General features: G+C 54.1%; 19 protein-coding genes. 16 read left to right on the top strand and 3 right to left on the bottom strand.

Annotated elements, in window-relative coordinates; genetic code table 11:
• Window positions 1–52: 52 nt before the first annotated feature.
• A complete protein-coding gene (locus PSAB_RS14985) occupies window positions 53–985 on the bottom strand; it encodes a DUF4097 family beta strand repeat-containing protein (protein ID WP_025335401.1) in 933 nt (310 codons plus the stop codon).
• Between the two features lie 291 nt (window positions 986–1,276).
• Here PSAB_RS14985 and PSAB_RS14980 point away from each other — a divergent pair, with 291 nt between their 5' ends.
• The 11 genes from PSAB_RS14980 (at window position 1,277) to PSAB_RS14930 (ending at window position 9,184) form a co-directional block, all read left to right on the top strand.
• A complete protein-coding gene (locus tag PSAB_RS14980; RefSeq protein WP_144240524.1) occupies window positions 1,277–1,543 on the top strand; it encodes a hypothetical protein in 267 nt (88 codons plus the stop codon).
• A gap of 145 nt (window positions 1,544–1,688) precedes the next feature.
• The gene (gene rplS, locus PSAB_RS14975) at window positions 1,689–2,033 is read left to right on the top strand and encodes a 50S ribosomal protein L19 (RefSeq protein ID WP_025335399.1); all 345 of its coding nucleotides are present in this window, start codon (window positions 1,689–1,691) and stop codon (window positions 2,031–2,033) included.
• A 219-nt stretch (window positions 2,034–2,252) separates the two neighbouring features.
• Window positions 2,253–2,873, top strand: a complete 621-nt coding sequence (gene lepB / locus PSAB_RS14970; RefSeq protein WP_025335398.1) for a signal peptidase I — start codon at window positions 2,253–2,255, stop codon at window positions 2,871–2,873.
• A 29-nt stretch (window positions 2,874–2,902) separates the two neighbouring features.
• Window positions 2,903–3,775, top strand: coding sequence for a ribosome biogenesis GTPase YlqF (ylqF, locus tag PSAB_RS14965; protein ID WP_025335397.1), 873 nt, complete (start codon window positions 2,903–2,905; stop codon window positions 3,773–3,775).
• Between the two features lie 221 nt (window positions 3,776–3,996).
• Entirely contained in the window at window positions 3,997–4,632 is a 636-nt protein-coding gene (locus PSAB_RS14960) for a ribonuclease HII (RefSeq protein ID WP_025335396.1), read from the top strand.
• A gap of 899 nt (window positions 4,633–5,531) precedes the next feature.
• The gene (locus PSAB_RS24620) at window positions 5,532–5,864 is read left to right on the top strand and encodes a hypothetical protein (RefSeq protein ID WP_025335394.1); all 333 of its coding nucleotides are present in this window, start codon (window positions 5,532–5,534) and stop codon (window positions 5,862–5,864) included.
• Window positions 5,865–6,062: 198 nt separating this feature from the next.
• Window positions 6,063–7,145 carry a hypothetical protein gene (locus PSAB_RS24615; protein ID WP_158442594.1) on the top strand — a complete coding sequence of 361 codons (1,083 nt, stop codon included), beginning with the start codon at window positions 6,063–6,065 and terminating at the stop codon, window positions 7,143–7,145.
• Between the two features lie 29 nt (window positions 7,146–7,174).
• Window positions 7,175–7,444 carry an EscU/YscU/HrcU family type III secretion system export apparatus switch protein gene (locus PSAB_RS14945; RefSeq protein ID WP_420835609.1) on the top strand — a complete coding sequence of 90 codons (270 nt, stop codon included), beginning with the start codon at window positions 7,175–7,177 and terminating at the stop codon, window positions 7,442–7,444.
• Window positions 7,441–7,863 carry a YraN family protein gene (locus tag PSAB_RS14940; protein WP_025335391.1) on the top strand — a complete coding sequence of 141 codons (423 nt, stop codon included), beginning with the start codon at window positions 7,441–7,443 and terminating at the stop codon, window positions 7,861–7,863. The genes PSAB_RS14945 and PSAB_RS14940 overlap by 4 nt, the downstream gene beginning before the upstream one ends.
• A 184-nt stretch (window positions 7,864–8,047) precedes the next feature.
• Entirely contained in the window at window positions 8,048–8,452 is a 405-nt protein-coding gene (locus tag PSAB_RS14935; RefSeq protein WP_025335390.1) for a hypothetical protein, read from the top strand.
• A 192-nt stretch (window positions 8,453–8,644) separates the two neighbouring features.
• On the top strand, window positions 8,645–9,184 hold the full coding sequence (locus PSAB_RS14930) for a phosphoesterase (protein WP_025335389.1): 540 nt from the start codon (window positions 8,645–8,647) through the stop codon (window positions 9,182–9,184).
• A 254-nt stretch (window positions 9,185–9,438) separates the two neighbouring features.
• Here the strand turns inward: PSAB_RS14930 and PSAB_RS14925 are convergent, their stop codons facing one another.
• Both PSAB_RS14925 and PSAB_RS14920 read right to left on the bottom strand, forming a co-directional pair.
• Window positions 9,439–11,190 (bottom strand): YifB family Mg chelatase-like AAA ATPase, encoded by a 1,752-nt coding sequence (locus PSAB_RS14925; RefSeq protein WP_025335388.1) that lies wholly within the window; start codon window positions 11,188–11,190, stop codon window positions 9,439–9,441.
• Between the two features lie 121 nt (window positions 11,191–11,311).
• On the bottom strand, window positions 11,312–11,767 hold the full coding sequence (locus tag PSAB_RS14920; protein WP_025335387.1) for an organic hydroperoxide resistance protein: 456 nt from the start codon (window positions 11,765–11,767) through the stop codon (window positions 11,312–11,314).
• A 146-nt stretch (window positions 11,768–11,913) separates the two neighbouring features.
• Here PSAB_RS14920 and PSAB_RS14915 point away from each other — a divergent pair, with 146 nt between their 5' ends.
• The 5 genes from PSAB_RS14915 to topA all read left to right on the top strand — a co-directional run bounded on the left by PSAB_RS14915 (window position 11,914) and on the right by topA (window position 18,367).
• The gene (locus PSAB_RS14915; protein ID WP_025335386.1) at window positions 11,914–12,375 is read left to right on the top strand and encodes a MarR family winged helix-turn-helix transcriptional regulator; all 462 of its coding nucleotides are present in this window, start codon (window positions 11,914–11,916) and stop codon (window positions 12,373–12,375) included.
• A gap of 255 nt (window positions 12,376–12,630) precedes the next feature.
• A complete protein-coding gene (gene sucC, locus PSAB_RS14910; protein WP_025335385.1) occupies window positions 12,631–13,791 on the top strand; it encodes an ADP-forming succinate--CoA ligase subunit beta in 1,161 nt (386 codons plus the stop codon).
• Between the two features lie 59 nt (window positions 13,792–13,850).
• A complete protein-coding gene (gene sucD, locus PSAB_RS14905; protein WP_025335384.1) occupies window positions 13,851–14,780 on the top strand; it encodes a succinate--CoA ligase subunit alpha in 930 nt (309 codons plus the stop codon).
• A gap of 271 nt (window positions 14,781–15,051) precedes the next feature.
• Complete coding sequence (dprA, locus tag PSAB_RS14900; protein WP_025335383.1) at window positions 15,052–16,170, top strand: DNA-processing protein DprA; 1,119 nt, start codon at window positions 15,052–15,054, stop codon at window positions 16,168–16,170.
• A 97-nt stretch (window positions 16,171–16,267) separates the two neighbouring features.
• Window positions 16,268–18,367: a type I DNA topoisomerase gene (topA, locus tag PSAB_RS14895; RefSeq protein WP_025335382.1), complete on the top strand. Its 2,100-nt coding sequence runs from the start codon at window positions 16,268–16,270 to the stop codon at window positions 18,365–18,367.
• Window positions 18,368–18,397 lie beyond the last annotated feature (30 nt).

Raw genomic sequence — 18,397 nt, 5'->3', positions numbered from 1 at the left:
GATATTTATCCTGGATTGGCCCGTTTGCTTATTTTTTTAATAAACCCCGCGTTTACTTCGTTACATTGATTGAGCCGACGGAGGAGGACAGTGAGAGGAGAGGTCCGCCGCCGTTGACGTCGCTTTTTCCGGATGGCGCGCCGGAGATTCGGCCGAGTTCACTGTTCGCCTCAAGGGTGCATTTCACCGACTGATCCAGGGCCGCGCTAATGCTGCCAACATCGGTTGTAACAGTAAGATCGCCGTCCAGGGCGCTAAGATCCAGCGAGATACTGCCGGTATCTGTACTCACAGTGGATTTCCCTGTAATATGCGCATCCTCAATTTCGATCCCTCCAACATCGCCGGATATCTTGTAAGTGCCGGTTAAACCGCGCAGTTTGATTTTTCCGACATCGTCCGTAATATCATACCGGCTTAAGCTCTTGGGAGCTTCAATAACGTAGGAGATGCTGAAGTCGGCGAAGCCGAAGGTTTTCTCGGCCCAGGTCCATAAATCGGTAGAGGGTGCTTCTTTGGAAACGGTGGATAGCCGCAGCTCGCCGCCTTTTTCCTGAATGGAGAGTTCAGCATTGTCCAGGATCTGCTGCCGGTCCGCCTTGCGGAACAGTTTGCCGTAGGAGCGTATCGTTGCGGTTACTTTCACGTCATTCCCTGATCCGGATTTCACTTCAATTTCGCCCACCGAATGATCAAGACGGAGCGTATCGGCGTTTCCGGCTGCCCGGATAAACGTTAATTCCTTGACGATGCTTCCGGATTTGATCCGATCCGCCGCATCGCTGGCTGCTGTCTCTACGGCTTGCCGGGCGGTATCCGCCGCCTTGCCCGCTTCCTGTTGGACGGTTTCGCCGATCGTATCTATGGAAGTCTCCAAACTGTTGTCCGTTCCGCCAGACGTTTTGCCGGGCAGATCGGTACATCCCGCCAGCAGTATGGCCGTTAGAGCCCCAGCTGCCGCCATTTTTCCGAATTTTCTTGCCATGAAATCATCCCCTTTTTAAAGTAAAAGACATCAATTCTGCTGCAGTCCGGTTAGGTATGTACTTCCGACATTATAGCGGATGGAAATTAATTGAAACAGAGGCTGGAGACTGGCATTTAACTGGACTAAAGTTGGGGAAGACAAGTAATGATGAAGCTAACTAAAACTAGATAAAATGCAACAATTAGGAGGCGGGCTCAAAAACTTGTTTCAGAAAATTAACTTCCCGTATAATAATAACTAAAGCCCCCAAAAGAAAGGATCCTTGCGATGCGATATGTGGTGTTCCTCATGATTTTGTTGGCGGTTGGTGTCATTTATGCGGTTACCCGGCTTAGGAACGCAAAGAAACAGAGCAGCGGAAAATCCTCCAAAAACAACGTAATCCCGCTGGACGCGCACCGCAGAGCCCGAAAACATACAACCGAACAGCCCTGCTCCAGCTGCAAGAAGAAAAACGGCAAGCTGATGTTCTATGCTCAGGATGACGGTTCAGTCGTCGGATTATGCAAGGATTGTCAAGTGAAAGCAAAAAAACGGGATATGCTCCCGCTGTAACCCAATAAATAGTTGTATTCATTCGCCTAATATGCTATCATTAATTCTGTTGTGTGGAATACGGTGGTCCGCTGCGGATGATGATGGGGAACAGAGGCTTCTCCTGAAGAGGCATGAACACCTGTACGGAAGGAGGAAGTCCTTAATGAATATTTTACAAGAAATTACACAAGAACAGCTCCGCAAGGATATCCCGAGCTTTCGCCCTGGCGACACTTTGAAAGTGCACGTTAAGGTTATCGAGGGAACCCGCGAACGTATCCAGCTGTTCGAAGGCGTTGTAATCAAACGCCGCGGTGGCGGAATCAGTGCGACTTTTACGGTTCGTAAAATTTCTTACGGCGTTGGCGTGGAAAGAACATTCCCGATCAACTCGCCTAAGATTGACAAAATCGAAGTAATTCGCTATGGTAAAGTTCGTCGCGCCAAGCTGTACTACCTGCGTGAACTGCGCGGTAAAGCTGCAAGAATTAAAGAGATCCGTCGCTAATCCTAGCGGCAAAGGAAGGGGGCTTGATTTCAAGCCCCTTTCGTTTTATTAACCATTGCGCATCACTTACCGATATATAGAGCTGGGGTGGCTTCTTTCGAAAAAGCCTTCTGATCATTTCAGCAGAGGTTTTTTTGGTTGAAGTTTTTTTGATTTGTGAGAAGAGAGTGTTCATAAAAGATCCTTGTTCAGTCAAGGTTAAGAAGAGGACGGTGAACTATGCAGCAGGATGTGCATCAGGGGCAAGACGAAGCTGAGAATCAGGCCGGGCAGGCTCCGCCCAAGCAAAAGAATGAAGTATTGGAATGGGTAAAAGCGATTGCAATCGCTTTGATCCTCGTTATTCTGATTCGCTGGCTGTTGTTCAAGCCGTTTATTGTGGACGGACCTTCTATGCAGCCGAACTTCCATACTGGAGAACGAGTCATCGTTAATGAAATTTTGTATGATATCCGGTCTCCGCAGCGCGGTGAAGTGATCGTCTTTCATGTGCCCTCCGAAGGCAGGGATTTTATCAAACGGGTGATCGCCGTTGCGGGAGATACCGTGAAGGTTGAAGGCGACGTGGTAACGGTGAACGGCCAAAAGGTGAACGAAACCTACATTCAAAAAGCGATTGATCAGAAGCATGCCAACAATCAGCTGTACAATGACAAGAATTTTCCCAACGAGGACTTTAAGGACGGCAAAGTACCTGAAGGACATGTATTCGTCATGGGCGATAACCGTTCGGACAGTACGGACAGCCGGATGATCGGCTATGTGCCGCTGGGTGATATTGTGGGCCGGGCGGATGTCATTTTCTGGCCGGTGTCCGATATGGAATGGATCAAGCATTAGAATAACCAGCACAAAGGAGGCGATGGGCAGTGACCATACAATGGTTTCCGGGTCATATGACGAAGGCCAGGCGGCAAATCGAGGATAAGCTGAAGCTAATAGACGTTGCCATAGAATTGCTCGACGCCCGTCTTCCGCTGTCCAGCCGCAATCCGATGATTGACGATATTTTGCGGGGGAAACCGCGGCTTATTATTTTGAACAAAAGCGATCTGGCCGATCCTGAAACGACCCGGCAGTGGCTGGCTTACTTCAGGCAGGAAGGCCATGTCGCGCATCCCGTGGATGCTTCCACCGGCAGCGGGATTAAAGAAATTCCAGAGCAGGTCAAGCTTCTGCTGAAAGAAAAGATCGATAAGCAAATCGCCAAGGGCATGAATCCCCGCGCGATGCGGGCGCTGATCGTCGGCATTCCCAATGTCGGCAAATCGACGCTGATCAACCGGATGGCCGGCCGCAATATTGCGGCAACGGGCGACCGTCCGGGCGTTACGAAGGGCCAGCAGTGGATCAAAACCGGGGGCGATCTGGAGCTGCTGGATACCCCGGGTATTTTGTGGCCGAAGTTCGAGGATCAGCAGGTCGGATACCGGCTGGCGATTACCGGAGCGATCAAGGAAGAGATTCTCAATGTGGAGGACATCGCATTCTATGCGATAAAGTATCTGCTGCAGGGTTACGGCGACAGATTCCGGGAGAGGTACGGGATTGAGAAGCTTCCGGAGGATACGGAGAACCCGGATGAAATCGTGGCCGTCATGGAAGCAGTAGGACGCAAGCGCGGATGTCTGGTCAGCGGCGGAAGAGTGGATCTTGAAAAAGCTTCACGAACTCTGCTGCATGAGCTGCGTGCCGGGAAGTTAGGCCGGTTCACGCTGGAGTCCCCCAAAGCATTAGAGTAAAGTAACAGAGAAGAATGCTTCATCGAAGCAGGAAGAGTCGGCCGATTTCTTGGCGGCTCTTTTTTTGTTTGGCGGGAATTTAGGGACTTTCTATGGATACTGCACCTACTATTTGGCAGGGAATAGGGACATTTTGAGGATGACCTTGCCGGAAGCCCTGTGTTAAGCTTAGAAGAGATGCGGGCGGGAGCGGAAATATTAGTTTAGCAGGTGGGGAAGAAATGGTTATGGAAATGGATAAGGATATGCTGCTTTATGAAAAAGAGGCCTGGGAGCAATCTTACCTCCGTATTGCCGGAGTGGACGAGGTGGGCAGAGGCTGCCTGTTCGGGGATGTGGTGGCGGCCGCGGTTATTTTGCCGGAGGGTCTGATTATCGAGGGAGTAGACGACTCCAAGAAGCTGACGGCCAAGAAGCGGGAAACTCTGTTCGAGCTGATTATGGAGCAGGCGCTGGCTGTTGGGGTGGGGCATGTGGATGCTTGCCAGATCGATGAAATCAACATTAAGCAAGCCTCAAGGCTGGCCATGAAAAAAGCGGTTGAAGGGCTGGGGGTTCGGCCAAATTATATGCTGATCGACGCGGAAAAGATCGATCTTCCTCTGCCGCAGCGGGCGATCATTAAAGGGGACGCCAATAGTCAATCGATTGCGGCAGCGTCCATCGTCGCCAAAGTGACACGCGACAGGCTGTGCGAGGGATTATGGGAGGACCTGTACCCGGATTACGGAATTGCCATACATAAGGGATATGCGACGAAGCTTCACCGGGAGCGGATTGTCACGTTCGGGCCGACGCCGATGCACCGGCGCAGTTTCCTGGGAAGAATCTTGGTGGAGCAGACCACGTTATTCTAGAAATTGCTTGAACGGAAAAACAATAGATTTGGAGCAGTCCGGCTCATTGTTGAGCCGGACTGTTTTTGTAACGGGCATAATCACAGAAATAGGATTAACGCTTGGGTTGCAAAAACGGCGGCGGATGCCGATATATAACAACAAGAAGAAAGACGAGCAGAGAGGAGCAACCAGCGTGAACATCGGGTCTTTGATTCGCGGCCTGCTGGGAGACAGCAAGCCCGGAGAAGCTAAAACATTGGAACTCAAAGAAGGACAGGTCGTCCGCGGCGTTGTCCTCAGCGTATCGGAATCGGGAAAAGAAGCGGTGGTGCAAATCCAGGGCACACCGGTACGAGCGGAGCTGGAAACGCCGCTGCAGCAGGGACAAACACTGAATCTTCAAGTGGGTCCTTCCGGTGATCAGGGTCTTCCGGTGCTGAAACCGGCTCCTACGGGGACAGCGGTCTCGCCTCAAACGATGGGTGAGGCACTGGAAGCGCTCGGTCTGAGCGATGTCAAAGCGGGACGTGAGATCATCCAGGCCATGCAATCAGGAGGGCTCCCGCTGAACAAGGAGACCGCTGCCAAGCTGAATGCGGTAATGGAGGCCAAGCCGGCGAATGTACCTGTCATGGAGTGGCTGGAAGCCGCGGTGATCTCGGAAAAACGCGGCTTACCGATCACCCCGGAAAGCATCAGAGGCATCCGGCAGGCGGTATTCGGCCCTCAGCTTCATCAGCTGTTATCCGCGCTGGAAGAGCAGTTGGGTCTCTGGATTGGACAGCTGGAAGCTGCCAGTGGAGAATCCGCTCATCAGTCAGGTTCAAATAACGGAGCAACGCCTTTAGACAATAGAAACTATCAAGGGCAGGCCGGCAATCAGGCGGGGACAGTCCTTTCAGCCGGAGATGCGGCGGATGGCCCGACTGGCGCTGCACAAGCTGGAAAAGCGGCTGGTGCTAAGGGTGAGACGGCTGCGGCCGGTGGGAGGGGAGAGATGCCTGTGGCCGGTTACGGTACGTTCTCCCCGCAGCCAGAAGGAGAAGGCTCAAGCAGCGTTCCAAGCCGTCAGGGTAACGGCGGGGTCACTTCGATTGCTCCGGAAGGCGGCGGACTCGGGAGCGGGGCGGGGAAGACGGATGCAGATGCAGGGGGCAGAAGCGGCGTGCTTTCCGCAGGCGGCGGAGTCCAAGCAACGTCGGCGGACGGCGATGGCCCGGCAGGGCCTGAACGCGCTGGAGTATCGATGAGTGGTGCGCAGGCGGCCGGTGACGGATTGGCCGCAGGCGCAGAAACAGCGCAACCAGGGGAGACAAAGTCTGGGGGAACTTTGCAGCGGGGTGGTTTGGCTGCCGGTGAGGTGCGAGGTGGAGGAACGCAGACAGGTGTGACGGAGCCTGGAGGAGCAGCACAGGCAAAGGGATTGGATGCCGGCAAGGTGCAAGCCGGTGGGGCGCAGGCAGCTGGTCAAGCTGCAGGAGAGATGCAGGCTGGAGGAGTGCCACAGGCTGGTGGTCCAGCGGCAGGCGCAGCGCAGGCTGGAGGAGCAGTACAGGCAGAAGGCTTGGCTGCCGGCAATGTGCAAGCCGGAGGGAAGCAGGCAGGCGGGCTGGCGGCTGGTGAGGCTCAGCCAGCACAACTGCCGCCGGGCGAGAGTGCCCGTGCGGTCGGGGCGGCGGCTGCTGGTGCGCAGCCGCGGGCTGGAGCCCTGCTCGCGAAGCTGCAGGGCGTGCTCGGCGAGCTGCGTGACGCGCTGCCGCAGCTCGCCGCTCTCCCGCCGTCGGACCCGGCGGGAGAGCCTGCCCGCGCGGATGCCTCGCGCGGGAACCCCGCGGCTGCGGCCCCGCCGCAGCCGGAAGCCACCCCAGGGCGGTGCCTGGGTGGCGCGGGTGCTCAAGCTGCTCGGTGCGGAGCACGAGCAGCTGGCGCTCCGCGGTGGCGCGGAGCAAGCCGCCGCGGAGCCGGGAGCCGTCGCCGGCGGGCATGTCGGCGACACGGTCAAGGGCGTGCTGCTGCAGGCGATGGGCAGCAGCGATGTTCCCGCGGCGGTGAAAGAAGCCGCGGGGCAGTTGGTGCAGCATCTGACCGGCCAGCAGCTGCTACTCAATACCGACCGCACGGCTCCGTTCGCGCAGGTGACGCTGTTCCTGCCGCTCAAGGGTCCGGACGGGACGGAGACGGCCTCCGTTCATATCCAGTCGAGACGGGGTCACAAAGGCGAGCTCGATGCTTCCAACTGCCGTTTGTGGTTTGATCTCGATATGAAGTCCTTGGGTCAGACGCTTGTCGATGTGCAGGTGGTGGACCGGATTGTCAGCTTGAAGCTGCACAATAATGAGGCGTGGGTTCAAGAGCTGCTGGAAACGTCGAAAGACGATATCAAGTCCGCAATAGAAACGATCGGCTACCAGCTGTCATCATTCAAAGCGGAGGCTTTTCCCGCCCAGAGTCAAGAGAAGGCAGGGAAAGGACCGGTCAGCCCCGCCGATTACGTTCCCGATGCTTACAGAGGGGTGGATTACCGCATATGAATGATTCCTCCGGGGAATTTCTAACTAACATGAAAAAAGCCGTTGCCCTAAAATACGTGCCAGGGAAGACCGAAGCGCCGGTTGTGGTCGCGAAGGGAAGGGGCAAGGTTGCGGAGACAATTTTGCAAAAGGCTAAGGAGAGCGGAGTTGCCATTCAGGAAGATGCCGCATTGGTTGAGGTGCTTTCGAAGCTTGATCTTGACCAGCAGATTCCGCCGGAGCTGTATCAACTGGTGGCCGAAATTTTGAGCTATGTATACCGCAGCGAAGCATCCGCAGCCAAGAGGAGCAGGGAATGAGCGATCCGAACAACAAGAGTGGGAATTCGGCACGTCCCTTCCACGGCGAAGAGATCCGGTATAACCGCAAGCAAAAGGGAAGAGCGGCCGAAGATGCGGCCGTTCTGTACCTCAGCGCCAAAGGCTGCACTATTTTGGAGCGCAACTGGAGCTGCCGTGCCGGGGAGGTCGACATTATCGCCGAGCAAGGCGGGCGTCTGATCTTTGTTGAAGTGAGGAGCCGCAGCGGCAGTCCGCTGCAAGGAACGCCCGAGGAATCGGTGACTGCCCGCAAAATGGAGCGCGTAAGGCGAACGGCCAGGTTCTATCTCCACAACTGCCGGCAAAGCGACAGCCCGATATCTTTTGACGTGATTACGGTACGATTGAATCCGGATTTAAGCGTTGTGTCGCTCAATCACATCCGCGAAGCATTTTAAAATAGAACGGGATATACTACAAATAGTACAAATGATTTCCAAAGGATAAAGTCTGAATAATGAACTCTTTAGCATGGTATCCATGGGATTTGACCTTAATCGAGAACGGTTTTGGGTCAGTCTCGACCGGAAATGGGTATACATTAGTGTAACCGTTTAATTATTTCAAGAGGAGGCTGTCCGAGTGAAACAACAACCATTAGATATACATGTGAAATTTGCCTGTCAACATTGCGGAATGGAAATTGAAGTGGCATTCACTACGGAGCCGGTAACTTCTGTAAGCTGCAGCTCGTGCCATCAGACATTCACTGTCATGCGGCCAGCCATCGCCGAAGAGATCTTATTCGACTGGGAAAACGAAGCGCTGTTCCAAAAAATACGCGCAGACAAGACGCAGAACAGCAACGCAAGCTTGATGACCCTGATTATCAATGTGATTGAACTGCTGACGTGGCGGGATAATGGCGACGGACAGGTTGAAGCGATAAAGGCGATGCGGCAGTGGCTGATTGAAAATGAAGGTCCGCCGACGCTTGCCGAGCTGATCCAGGCATGTGATAGCCACCGGTCGCATAAACGGACTTGATGAACTAGCGAGCATTGGAGCGTTCAGTGTTCGCTAGTTCAGTATTAATAGAATCGGCAACCGGGCTTCAGGCAGAATCGGCAAAAGCCACTGTGGGAGCCTTTTTGCTTGATACGGCTGTTCCGGACCGATTTGCGCTTTATTGGTATACGTAGGTATACATACTTTTAACAGCGGCAGAGGAGAGTTGAAATGACCAAAAATTTCTTTACTTCAGATCATCATTTTGGCCACCGGGCGATTATGGAATATGAATCCCGGCCGTTTGCCGATACGGAGCAGATGAACGAGTCGATGATTGCCGCCTGGAATGAAGCGGTTGGGCAGGAGGACCGGGTGTTCCATCTGGGCGACTTCTCTTTCCTGAACAAGGAGGAGACCAGTCGGATTTTGAGCAGGCTAAACGGCTACAAAACGCTGATTTTGGGCAACCATGACCGGGGCCGTTCCCGCAGCTGGTGGCTGGAGGCCGGATTTCAGGAAGTGAGCGAGAACGGCATCATATTCAAGGAGTTTTTTCTGCTCACCCATGAGCCGCTGTACATGAATCGGCATATGCCTTACGTTAATGTGCACGGTCATATCCACGGCCAAAAATATGAAGGGAATAACCATTTCAATGTCTGCGTCGAGCACTGGAACTATAAGCCGGTGTCGTTCGAAACGATTATGGATGTTTTGACCTCTCGAGAAGCGCAGATGGGCAACCGGAGTTCGCTCTCGGAAAGCTAGTGGGTCAGTCCTGCTTTGCACTCGGACATCCCATCTTGTAACTTCGTTTCACAGTCATTAGTGACGATGTTCTCCTAACCCAGCCCCTGCCTGATTCTTGACAGACTCATGCAAAATCCGGGTTTTCGGGCCGGTTCGCGAAATTCCGACTTTTTTTCTTCTATATAATATAAGGGGAAAAAAGATACGCCGCAGCGAACCAGCCCGCTCCTTTATGAGTCTCTCTTGTCCTTTCCGGTCGATCAGTGAATCGGTCAACCCTCGTATTCCTCTCCAGCTGGCGCTTTATCCAGATTGCGGTACTGCAGCGCCTCCGCGATATGCGCGGATGAAATTCGATCCGCTCCCTCCAGGTCGGCGATAGTGCGGGACAGCTTCAGAATGCGGTCATAGGAGCGCATGCTTAGTCCCAGGTTCTCCAGCAGCGAGTGCAGCATGCGGGCACCTTCGGGACCGGGATTCGCGTAACGGCGGAGGGAGGCGCCGTATAGCTCGCTGTTCCAGGAAATAGGCAGCCGCCGGTAGCGCTCGGACTGAATCGCTAGCGCTTCGGCTACCCGGGCACGCATATCTGCTGTCGACAGGCCAGCGCTGCCGCCGTTCAAATCCCATTCTCTTGGGCGCGGTACGTCAACCTGAAGATCGATCCGGTCCAGCAGGGGCCCGGATATCCGACCGCGGTACTGGGCAATGCGCGCCGGACTGCAGGTGCAGCGCTGCTGCGGGTGGCCGCTCCCTAGAAATCCGCAATGGCACGGATTCATAGAAGCAGCGAGCATTACCCTGGCTGGAAACGTAAACGCGGCCCTTGCTCGGCTGATCGTAACGACATGATCTTCCATTGGCTGGCGGAGCACTTCCAGCACGCTGCGCGAGAATTCGGGCATCTCGTCAAGGAACAAAATACCTCGGTGAGCCAGACTGACCTCGCCGGGCTTCGGAACGCCACCCCCGCCGATCAGTCCCGCTCCGGAAATGGTGTGGTGCGGAGACCGGAAGGGCCTTTCGCGAATCAGCCCGCGCTGGGCGTCTTTCAGCTTGCCTGCGGCGCTGAAGATTTGCGTAACCTCAAGCGCTTCGCTGTCGGTTAAAGCGGGCAGTATACCGGGCAGGCGTTTGATCATCATCGTCTTGCCCGTGCCGGGAGGTCCGATGAGAAGGAGGTTATGCATTCCGGCAGCGGCGATGGTCAGTGCCCGTTTGACATGATGCTGGCCCAGAACGTCGCTGTAATCCTCCTCCATTGTGTCTGCGGCTTCAACTGAAGCGGAGAAGATTACAGGGGGAGCATACCGGAGATGTTCCAGCGACAGCGCCATTACGGGCTGTGATAATGTCCCGGCTCCACTGTCCGTTGTAACCGGAAACGGCAGACTGTCCACGCCGCCCGGCCCTCCTGCCGCATGCTGTTCACCTGCATGCGCAGTTACGTCCGTTTCACCCGGAGTTCCCGGAGCCCCCGAACATTTGGCTGCATCGGCGGATAAAGCGGATGAGGCCGGCTGCTCCGGCCCCCGCAGCTCGCGCAAATGATCGACGGCGTAGACGCGCACGCCGCCGATCAGCGCCGCCTCCGCCGCGTTGCCGCGCGGCAGCAGCACGGCTCCGAAGCCTGCCTTGCGCCCGGCTTCCACCATGGGCAGCACGCCGGTAACCGGGCGGAGGCTGCCGTCAAGCGCCAACTCGCCGATCATCAGCGTCTTGCCGGCGGATGGCATGACAAGCTGACCGCTTGTCGTCAGAATGCCGACGGCGATCGCGAGATCGAAGGCGGAGCCTTCCTTGCGCAGATCGGCCGGCGCCAGGTTGATCGTAACCCGCTGCTGCGGATAGCGGTAGCCGCAATTTCTTACGGCGGAGCGTACCCTAAGGGCAGCTTCGCGGATGGCGGAGTCGGGAAGCCCGATGATATTTGTCTGCGGCAGACCGTTCGCAAGGTCCACCTCCACACCGATCATGACGCCCTCAATGCCGTAAAGGCAGGCGCTGTGCATTTTTCCATACATAACAAAACACCTCTCTTCCAAAGTCGGCGCAGCTTTGTGCGCAGGGCTTCAGTAAAGAGGTGCTTCCTCATTTTCCGAAATTTGCTCTTCCGTTTATTATATAGACCCGGCAGGTTGCAAATCAATACCCTCCGCCAAATGAATGTTCTTTGATCACGTTTATCTCAACGGAGATATTGCCGCGTGTCGCACGGGAATACGGACATACCGCATGGGCGCTTTCGGCAAGGGCAACCGCTGTTTCATCATCCACACCTTTTACCAGAACATTGAGGACGATCGCAATGCCGAAGCCTTCATCTTCGGTTTTGCCGAAGCTTACGGTCGCAGAAACTTCGCTGCCTTCAATTTTGATCCGCTTCTGCCGGGCCACCAGATTCAGCGCGCTGTCGAAACAAGCGGAATAACCCGCCGCGAACAGCTGCTCAGGGTTGGTTCCTTCTCCGCCGGCGCCGCCCATTTCCCGGGGAGTGGAAATTTTATGATGGAACTCGGGAGAGGAGGATTCGACGAACCCGTCTCTGCCGCCAACTGCTTTTACCGTTGTTTCATACCATTTTTGCTGTATTGTCATCATTGCGTCTTCTCTCCTAACCAAGAATAAATTGTACACAATTTAATTTAACACAAATATAATAATTGTCAAAATGTTTTTCGCGATTAACAGGAATGGAAAGATAAATTATGATAAAATCGAGGGGAGAAAGCAGGTGAACTTACGCGATGACGCAAAAACCAATCCCTACCCCCGAACTGCTGCTGGAGAACCAGCTTTGTTTCACGATCTACGCTTGTTCGCGCGAAATCACGAAACTGTATCAGCCTTTTCTAGACGAGCTGGGCGTTACCTATTCCCAATACATTGTCATGCTCGTGCTTTGGGAGAAAGGGCAGTGCACCGTCAAAGAACTGGGGGCCGATTTGTACCTCGATTCGGGCACGCTGACTCCGCTGCTGAAGCGTCTTCAGGCCGCCGGACTGATTAATCGGGAACGGTCGCAGGAGGATGAGCGCAAGGTGCTGATCTCACCGACAGACGAAGGCTGGGCGCTCCAGGAGAAAGCGAAGGCGATACCCGGCGTGATGTTAAAAGGAATGAAGATGTCGGAAACGGAATTCGGAGATCTTCTGCAGCAGTTCCGTAACCTGTTGGCGAGGGTGCATCAAGCTAACAAGCGCAATTGAATAACTCAAGTAGGACATGCTTGTCAACGCAATCGTTCGCATTTTGGCATGGAATCATGCGAAAATGTATGTATAATACGTGAAAGATTTTAAGGAAAGCGCTATAAAAACGTGGTACAATATTCTGGGTTTCCTCATTCGGGAATGCAGAATATCATACCGATCTGAACCCGGGCCCAGAGCTTCAATCAAAACGGAAGCGGAAATTCTACAGGCTGCCTGTGTTGTTTCCGCTCACTTTAGGAGGCTTCCGGAATGAATATCCACGAATATCAGGGAAAAGAAGTGCTCAAAAGTTACGGTGTGGCCGTGCCGAACGGAAAAGTGGCTTTTACCGTGGAGGAAGCGGTAGCGGCGGCCGAGGAGCTGAAAAGCTCTGTTGCTGTTGTGAAAGCGCAGATTCACGCGGGCGGCAGAGGGAAAGCCGGAGGCGTCAAGGTTGCGAAGAATTTGGACGAAGTCCGCCTTTTTGCCGGTGAAATTCTTGGCAAGACCCTGGTGACGCACCAGACGGGTCCGGAAGGCAAGCTGGTTAAACGGCTGCTTATTGAAGAAGGCTGCGAGATTGTCAAAGAGTATTATATCGGGCTTGTGGTCGACCGGGGGACCGGGCGGGTCGTGCTGATGGGCTCCGAAGAGGGCGGGACGGAAATCGAAGAGGTGGCGGCCCTGCATCCCGAGAAGATTTTTAAGGAGATCATTGATCCTGCTGTGGGGCTTCAGATGTTTCAGGCACGCAGGCTGGCTTATCATATCTCCATACCGAATGAGCTGATCGGAAAATCGGTCAAGTTTATGCAAGCGCTATATTCGGCTTTTATGGATAAAGATTGTTCGATTGCGGAAATCAATCCGCTCGTCATTACGGCGGACGGAAACGTGCTGGCGCTGGACGCCAAGCTGAATTTTGACTCCAATGCGCTGTTCCGCCACAAGGATATTCAGGCGCTGCGCGATCTGGACGAAGAGAATGAGAAGGAAATCGAAGCCTCCAAATATGATCTCAGCTACATTGCGCTTGACGGCAATATCGGCTGTATGGTTAACGGCGCGGGGCTGGCGATGGCTACAATGGATATTATCAAATATTACGGAGGCGAGCCGGCGAATTTTCTTGATGTCGGAGGCGGCGCAACTGCGGAAAAAGTGACCGAAGCGTTCAAAATCATTTTGTCCGACGCCAAAGTAAAGGGGATTCTCGTCAATATCTTCGGCGGGATTATGCGCTGCGATGTAATCGCCAGCGGAATTGTCGAGGCAGCGAGTCAACTGGGGTTGACCAAACCGCTTGTGGTCCGTCTTGAAGGCACCAATGTGGAGCTTGGCAAGCAAATTTTGTCCGGCTCCGGGCTTAATATCGTTTCGGCGGATTCGATGGCGGACGGGGCCCGTAAAATCGTTTCTCTTGTGCAATAACGGCGAATTTGCCGCGCTTACCCGTATTTTATAATTAGGAATAGGATGTGAACTCAAAGATGAGCATTCTTGTCGATAAAAATACGAAGGTCATCACACAGGGAATCACGGGCTCGACGGGCTTGTTCCATACCAAAGGAGCGCTGGAATACGGAACGCAAATGGTAGGCGGTGTTACGCCGGGCAAGGGCGGCACGTCGGTTAACATCACTATGGAAGACGGTAAAACCGTAAGCCTCCCGATCTTTAACACCGTTTCCGAGGCTAAAAAAGCGACAGGCGCCACCGCCAGCGTTATTTATGTGCCGCCCGCTTTTGCCGCCGATTCGATCATGGAAGCGGTGGATGCCGGGCTGGACCTAGTCATCTGTATCACAGAAGGTATCCCGGTCCTCGACATGGTGAAGGTGAAGCGTTATATGGAAGGGCGCTCCACCATTCTGATTGGCCCGAACTGTCCGGGTGTGATCACGCCGGGAGAATGCAAAATCGGCATCATGCCGGGCTACATTCATATGCCGGGGTATGTCGGGGTCGTTTCACGCAGCGGAACGCTTACGTATGAAGCCGTTCATCAGCTGACCACCCGGGGCATAGGCCAGTCAACCGCGGTCGGCATCGGCGGCGATCCGGTCAAGGGCTCGGAATTTATCGATATCCTGAAATGGTTCAACGAAGATCCTAAGACCAAGGCCGTTATGATGATTGGCGAAATCGGCGGAACGGCCGAAGAGGAAGCGGCCAGATGGATTCGCGATCATATGACCAAGCCGGTCGTCGGATTTATCGGCGGAACGACCGCTCCTCCGGGCAAGCGCATGGGCCATGCCGGCGCAATCATTTCGGGCGGCAAAGGCACGGCGAGCGAGAAAATCGCGGTACTTGAAGCTTGCGGCATCAAGGTTGCTCCTACGCCTGCTGAGATGGGCTCCACGCTGGTGAGCGTGCTGGAAGAACAGGGCATCTTGAACGCCTGCACGACGCATTAACTTTTTTTAGTAAGAAAGATGCGGTCATGTGAATACTGTGCAAAACAGGGCTTCCGCCAGCGGCCAGGTGGTGTATAATAAATAACAAAGGTAAGCAACCTTTTATTCCCTTTGACGGGCATAAAAGGTTGCTTTTTTGCGTTTGCGCCCTTTGCATCCGTCAGGTTTATCTGACCCAATTATGGGTCTAATCAGGAACGGCTTGCAATAACGCTGCGCATGACACAGAATAGGAAGGCGTGTGCCTTCTATATATAAGGGAGGCCTGTATATGAATAAACGGGACATATTATTCGGTTTGCATGAAGTGGAAGGCATCGGCTGGAGGAGCATCGACAAAGTTTGCAAAGCGGGATTTTTGTCGGAACGGGCATTTGACTGTACGGCGGAGGATTGGGAAAGAATCGGCTTAAAGCAGGGAATGTCGAACAGTCTGGCGAAGGTGCTGACCCGGGATTGGATAAACCGCCGGCAGTCCGTCATGGAGTCGGCCCGGGTATCGATGATTACCGTGTTTGACGACGCTTATCCTGAAATGCTCAAAGAAACTCCACAGCCGCCGTGGATCATCTATTACCGGGGACGGATCGAGCTGCTGCAAGCACCCGGCATTGCAATGGTCGGGACGCGCGTCCCAACGGCATACGGCCGCAAGGTCGGAGCCGTTCTCGCCGAAGAGCTGGCGGCAAGCGGCTTGACCGTTGTCAGCGGATTGGCCCGGGGGATCGACAGCGTGTGCCATGAAGCCGCTGTGGGTCAATCCGGCGGAACGATCGCCGTTATGGCTACCGGCATGGATAAAATCTACCCTCCGGAGAATCGCGGACTTCTCGAACGGATTTCTCGCGAAGGACTGGTGATTACCGAATATCCGATTGGCACCAAAAGCCATCCCGGCCTGTTTCCGCAGCGAAACCGGATTATCGCGGGGCTAACCCTCGGCACCGTGGTCGTTGAAGCCGACAGCCGCAGCGGATCGCTCATTACGGCAGATGCTGCGCTTGAAGCGGGCAGAGATGTTTTTGCCGTTCCCGGGCCGATTACTTCCCCCAAAAGCAGAGGAGCGCTGGAGCTGATTAAACAGGGGGCGGCTCTGGTAACGGGCGCGGCTGATATTCTTGCGGAATACGCCTCTTTTCTACCTGAAAAAGGGAATTCATTGTCAAATCCAGAGGTTGAGAACACCCCTGACGGCGCCTTGTGCGCCGAAAAGAATTTGACAAGTGACGAGTCCCGCCTATACCATATACTGCATCAAGGCCCCTGTTCTCTGGATGAGCTGTTGGAGAAAAGCGGAATGGATTTTGGACATTTGCATTCCGTTCTGTTATCTTTAATCATAAAAAAAGCGGTAACATCCTTACCGGGAGCCGTATATAAGGTTATATAAAATAGAAGTTTGAAGTTTTAGCGTATCTTCGGGAGCAAGTTTTCCAAAGAACTTCATTTAGAAGCATGCGCTACAAAACGTTTAGGAGGACGATTCTGTGGCTGATTCTTTGGTCATTGTCGAGTCGCCAGCAAAGGCGAAGACCATCGGCAAATATTTGGGCAGCAAATTTATTGTGAAAGCATCCATGGGACATGTTCGCGACCTGCCCAAAAGCCAGATTGGTGTGGAGGTCGAGAATGACTTTAATCCCAAATATATTACCATCCGCGGCAAAGGCTCTGTGCTCAAAGAGCTGAAGGACGCGAGCAAAAAAGTAAAAAAAGTCTATCTGGCGGCTGACCCGGACCGCGAAGGAGAGGCGATTGCCTGGCATCTGGCGCATGCGCTGGAACTGGACGATACGCAGGACTGCCGCGTCGTGTTCAACGAGATTACGAAGCAGGCCGTGAAGGATGCATTCAAGTCCCCGCGCAAAATCAATATGGATCTGGTCAACGCCCAGCAGGCGCGGCGGATTCTGGACCGGCTCGTCGGTTACAAAATCAGCCCTTTATTATGGAAGAAAGTCAAAAAAGGGCTGTCAGCCGGACGCGTTCAGTCGGTTGCCGTCAAAATCATTATGGACCGGGAGAATGAAATCTCCGCGTTCGTGCCGGAGGAATACTGGACCATTACAGCTAAGCTCGGCATCCGGGATTCGTTGTTTGAAGCCAAGTTCCACAGATTGAACGGCGAGAAAAAGGAACTTGGACGCGAAAGCGACGTACAAGAGGTATTGAAGGCAATCGCTGGCGCCGATTTCATAGTCAGCGAAGTGAAGGAAAAAGAAAGACAGCGCCATCCGTCGGCGCCGTTCACAACCAGCTCCCTTCAGCAGGAGGCGGCGAGAAAGCTCGGATTCCGGGCGGCCAAGACGATGTCCGTCGCCCAGCAGCTTTATGAGGGTGTGGAGCTTGGAAAAGAAGGCACCGTCGGTCTGATTACGTATATGCGTACCGACTCCACCCGGATTTCCGCAACTGCGCAGGAAGAAGCGAAGGAGCTGATTTCCAGCAAGTATGGAGAGAACTTTTTGCCGGAAACGCCGCGTCAGTATTCCAAGAAGGCGGCCGGGGCACAAGATGCTCACGAAGCGATCCGGCCGACATCGGCGCTGCGCGAGCCGGATGCTGTCAAGGAATTTACCAGCCGTGACCAGTATCGGCTGTATAAGCTGATCTGGGAACGTTTTGTATCAAGCCAAATGGCCTCGGCTCTGCTGGATACGCTCTCCGTCGACATTGCGGTTGGTACGGCCGTGTTCCGCGCCGTCGGTTCCAAGGTGTCTTTCCCCGGCTTTATGAAGGTCTATGTGGAAGGCAACGATGACGGGACGACGGAGGAAGACAAATATCTGCCACTGCTTCAGGCGGGCGATAAACTGGTCCAGCACGAAATCGACCCGAAGCAGCACTTTACACAGCCCCCGCCGCGTTATACGGAGGCCCGTCTTGTCAAAACACTGGAAGAGCTGGGAATCGGACGTCCAAGTACGTATGCGCCGACGCTCGAGACGATCCAGAAGCGCGGCTATGTCGCCATTGAAGAGAAGAAATTCATGCCCACCGAGCTCGGAGAGCTCGTTATCGAGCAAATGGAGCAGTTCTTCCCGGAAATTCTCGATGTGGAATTTACGGCCCATATGGAAGGCGACCTTGACCATGTGGAGGAAGGCTCGGAAGACTGGGTAAAGGTGCTTGGCGAGTTCTACCAATCGTTTGAGAAGCGTCTGGAAGTAGCGGAAGAGGAAATGAAAGAGATTGAGATCGTGGACGAGGTTTCGGACGAATTATGCGAGAAATGCGGTAAGCCGATGGTCTACAAGCTGGGCCGCTTCGGCAAATTTCTGGCCTGCTCCGGGTTCCCCGACTGCCGCAATACCAAGCCGATCATCAAAGACATCGGCGTCGGCTGCCCGAAATGCCATGAAGGAAAAGTCGTGGAACGGCGCAGCAAGAAGGGACGCGTCTTTTACGGCTGCGACCGTTATCCTGAGTGCGACTTTGTCTCCTGGGATAAACCGTCATCCAAGCCTTGTCCGGAGTGCGGCTCCTGGATGATCGAGAAACGTAATAAACAAGGCGTCAGGCTGCAGTGCACATCCTGCGATCATACCGAGAATCTGGAAGAGAATGATGAAGAAGCGGCAGAGTAATCCTGCCCTGTAAATAAATTCAGCAAGAAT

It is taken from the genome of Paenibacillus sabinae T27 (assembly GCF_000612505.1).
In the GTDB taxonomy this organism is placed as follows: domain Bacteria; phylum Bacillota; class Bacilli; order Paenibacillales; family Paenibacillaceae; genus Paenibacillus_AQ; species Paenibacillus_AQ sabinae.
This window is presented reverse-complemented; position numbering and strand designations above follow the sequence as displayed.